Genomic DNA, 3,983 nt, shown 5'->3' with positions numbered 1-3,983 from the left:
GCGGCTGCAGGCGCTAGAGCAGCAGGCTGCGCTGCGACCGGTGCAGGTGCAGCCACCGGCGCTTCAACTGGAGCTGCGGCCACTGGTGCTGGTGCCGGCGCTGCAACTGCTGCGGCAGGAGCTGCCACTGGCGCTGCCGCCTGGGCTGGTTCGGCTTTGGCTGGCGCTGCAGGCGCGGCGGCAGATTCAGCCGCTGCATCCACCACCAACAGCAGGGAACCTTCAGCAACCTTGTCGCCCAGCTTGACCTTGATTTCTTTCACGACACCGGCGTGGCTGGATGGAATTTCCATGCTGGCTTTATCGGACTCAACCGTAATCAGCGATTGATCGACCTTGATCGTATCGCCCACCTTGACCAGCAACTCTATGATTTCCACTTCCTTGAAATCACCGATATCCGGGACTTTGACTTCGACCATGCTCATCGTTTTATCTCCGCTTGTTTGCGTGTCCACCATCATGACAGCGGGGAGGCAGATGGCAGGCAGTCATTCTGCGCACCATCTGCATCCCCGTCACCTCATCGATGAGGAAGGATTTTTATATCTGGATTACAGCGTTACCGGATTAACTTTTTCCGGATTGATGCCGTACTTCGCAATCGCCTGCGACACCACCGAAACGGAAATCGCACCTTCGTCAGCCAGCGCCTTGAGTGCCGCCACAGTCACGAAGTAGCGGTTGACTTCAAAGAATTCGCGCAGTTTGGCGCGGCTGTCCGAACGGCCGAAACCGTCTGTACCCAGCACTTTGTAAGTACGCTCTTTCGGAATGAAGGCGCGTACCTGTTCTGCAAACGTACGCATGTAATCGGTGGCCACCACGATAGGACCGGCAGTGCCTTGCAGCGATTGCGTGACGTGCGCCACGCGCGGCGTCTCGGCCGGGTGCAGCATGTTCCAGCGCTCGACATCCTGGCCATCGCGCGCCAGCAGCGTGAACGACGGTGCGGACCAGACGTCGGCGACGATGCCCCAGTCTTCCTGCAACAAATCGGCGGCCGCGATCACTTCGCGCAGGATGGTGCCTGAGCCCATCAATTGCACGCGATGCTTGGATTTTTTCGTGCCTTCCTGCAGCAGGTACAGACCCTTGATGATGTTGGCTTCCTGGCCAGCCTTGATACCCGGCTGCGGATAGTTTTCATTCATCAGCGTGATGTAATAGAACACATCTTCCTGATTCTCTATCATGCGCTTCAAGCCATCCTGCATGATGACGGCGACTTCATGCGCGAAGGTCGGATCGTAAGGCACGCAGTTCGGGATCGTCGAAGCGAGGATATGGCTATGACCATCTTCATGCTGCAAGCCTTCGCCGTTCAGCGTCGTGCGTCCTGCGGTACCGCCGAGCAGGAAGCCGCGTGCGCGCATGTCGCCCGCTGCCCATGCCAGGTCGCCTATGCGTTGCAGGCCGAACATCGAGTAGAAGGTGTAGAACGGCACCATAATGCGGTTGTTGCTTGAGTATGAAGTTGCAGCGGCAATCCATGAACTCATTGCGCCGGCTTCGTTGATGCCCTCTTGCAGGATTTGTCCAGCCTTGTCTTCACGGTAGTAGCTGACCTGATCCTTGTCGACCGGCTCGTACAACTGGCCTTCGCGGTTGTAGATGCCGATCTGGCGGAACAGGCCTTCCATGCCGAAGGTGCGCGATTCATCGACCAAGATAGGTACGACGCGCTTGCCCAGATGTTCATCGCGCAACAGGATGGACATGATGCGCACATAGGCTTGCGTGGTCGAGATTTCACGGCCTTCTGCAGTCGGGTCCAGCACTGCCTTGAATGCAGACAGTTCAGGCACCGGCAGTTTTTCATCGGCTTGCTTGCGACGCTGCGGCAGGTAACCGCCCAGTGCAGCACGACGCTCATGCAGGTATTTCATTTCCGGCGCATCGTCAGCCGGTTTGAAGAATGGAATATCGTGCAGTTCATCATCCGGAATCGGCAAGGAAAAGCGATCGCGCATTTCGCGCACGGCTTCATCGTCGAGCTTCTTGGTCTGGTGCGCAGTATTGCGCGCTTCGCCCGACTTGCCCATGCCGTAACCCTTGACGGTCTTGACCAGCAAGACGGTAGGCTGCCCCTTGTGTTCCTGCGCCTGCTTGAAGCCGGCGTAAATCTTGTGTGGATCGTGGCCGCCGCGCAGCAAATGCCAGATGTCGTCGTCCGACATGCGCGATACCATTTCCAGCAACTTTGGATGCTTGCCGAAGAAATGCTTGCGCACATAGGCGCCATCCTTGGCCTTGTAATTCTGGTATTCGCCATCCAGCGTTTCCATCATCACGCGCTGCAGGATGCCTTCTTTATCCTTGGCCAGCAATGGATCCCAGTTCGAACCCCAGATGACCTTGATGACGTTCCAGCCGGCACCGCGGAATTCGCCTTCGAGTTCCTGGATGATCTTGCCGTTGCCGCGCACCGGGCCGTCGAGGCGCTGCAGGTTGCAGTTGACGACCATGACCAGGTTGTCGAGTTGTTCGCGACCAGCCACGCCGATTGCGCCCATCGATTCCGGCTCATCCATCTCGCCGTCGCCGCAGAATACCCAGACCTTGCGGTTATCGGTTTTCGCCAGTTCGCGTGCGTGCAAATACTTGAGGAAACGCGCTTGGTAAATTGCCATCAGCGGGCCCAAGCCCATCGATACTGTAGGGAATTGCCAGAAGTCCGGCATCAGTTTTGGATGCGGGTAGGAAGACAAACCCTTGCCATCGACTTCGCGGCGGAAGTTGAGCAATTGCTCTTCGCTCAAGCGGCCTTCGAGGAAGGCGCGGGCATAGACGCCGGGCGAGGAATGACCTTGTATATACAGCAGATCGCCACCGTGATCTTCGGTAGGCGCATGCCAGAAATGGTTGAAGCCGGTACCCAGCATATTGGCCAGCGAGGCAAAGCTGGAGATGTGGCCGCCCAAATCGCCATCGACGCGATTGGCCTTGACGACCATCGCCATCGCATTCCAGCGCATCCATGAGCGCAGGCGCTCTTCATACTCCATGTTGCCGGGAGAGTTCTCACCGAAATCAGCAGGAATCGTATTGACGTAAGCAGTCGTGCTGGAAAATGGCACCTGCGCACCGCGACGACGGGCCAGATCGATCAGGCGCTCCATCAGGTAATGAGCGCGCTCAGGGCCCTCGTTTTCGATAACCGCTTCGAGGGCGTCGAGCCACTCTTGCGTTTCCATTACATCTGGGTCGTTGGCGGCTTGCGCCAGTACCTGGTCGATTTGGGCTGACATCTGTGTCTCCTGATTTATCTTGTGTGCCGTTCTTTGTAAAAACGGACAGCTATTTTTTTGAAACTGGTTACGCATATTGTGCTGCGGATTGTCGCGAGTTTAACAGCTGTTTTTGTTATTTTCAAATGGCGATATCATTTTTCATAATGCGAAATTATGTGGCATAGCAGCATTTTTTAACGCGATTTAATCGCCGCCAGCCATGCCAAAGCGCCTTATGTCACCCTCGTCTGCACATCCCCTTATAATCAGGCTTTCGCCATCCAACCACCTCATTGAAGCCATGACCGCACAAATCATCGATGGAAACCTGCTCTCCCAACAATTACGCAAAGATGTCGCAGTCCGCGCCGCCGCACTGACAGCCCAAGGCAAACAGCCTGGCCTGGCGGTGATACTGGTCGGCGACAGCCCGGCTTCGCAAGTCTATGTACGCAACAAGGTCAAGGCTTGCGTAGACAATGGCTTGCATTCAGTGCTCGAAAAATACGATGCCGACATGACTGAGGCGGCCTTGCTGGCGCGTATTGCTGCGCTGAACAATGATCCGGCAATACACGGGATACTGGTGCAAATGCCGCTACCCAAGCATATCGATCCAAACAAGGTCATAGAAGCCATTTCGCCACGCAAGGATGTAGATGGCTATTCGGTCTTGAGCGCGGGCGAACTGCTGACTGGCTTGCCGGGCTTCCGCCCTTGCACGCCTTACGGTTGCATGAAGCTGATAGA

General features: G+C 56.4%; 3 protein-coding genes. 1 reads left to right on the top strand and 2 read right to left on the bottom strand.

The features are described 5' to 3' along the window. Together Q7T06_RS11335 and aceE are read right to left on the bottom strand one after the other, a co-directional pair. Window positions 1-428, bottom strand: a 428-nt coding sequence (locus tag Q7T06_RS11335) for a biotin/lipoyl-containing protein (RefSeq protein ID WP_304784711.1), incomplete at its 3' end; no start/stop codon positions are given. 126 nt (window positions 429-554) lie between these two features. Then, a complete protein-coding gene (gene aceE, locus Q7T06_RS11330) occupies window positions 555-3,251 on the bottom strand; it encodes a pyruvate dehydrogenase (acetyl-transferring), homodimeric type (protein WP_304784709.1) in 2,697 nt (898 codons plus the stop codon). A 283-nt stretch (window positions 3,252-3,534) separates the two neighbouring features. Here aceE and Q7T06_RS11325 point away from each other — a divergent pair. Further along, on the top strand, window positions 3,535-3,983 hold a 449-nt coding region (locus Q7T06_RS11325), incomplete at its 3' end, for a tetrahydrofolate dehydrogenase/cyclohydrolase catalytic domain-containing protein (protein WP_304784708.1).

Source organism: Herminiimonas sp., from assembly GCF_030645555.1.
GTDB lineage: Bacteria > Pseudomonadota > Gammaproteobacteria > Burkholderiales > Burkholderiaceae_D > Oxalicibacterium.
This window is presented reverse-complemented; position numbering and strand designations above follow the sequence as displayed.

What these genes read in the sequence shown, in the direction of transcription:
- aceE (WP_304784709.1), bottom strand. Translation starts at nt 3,251, where the DNA reads ATGTCAGCCCAAATCGACCAGGTACTGGCGCAAGCCGCCAACGACCCA.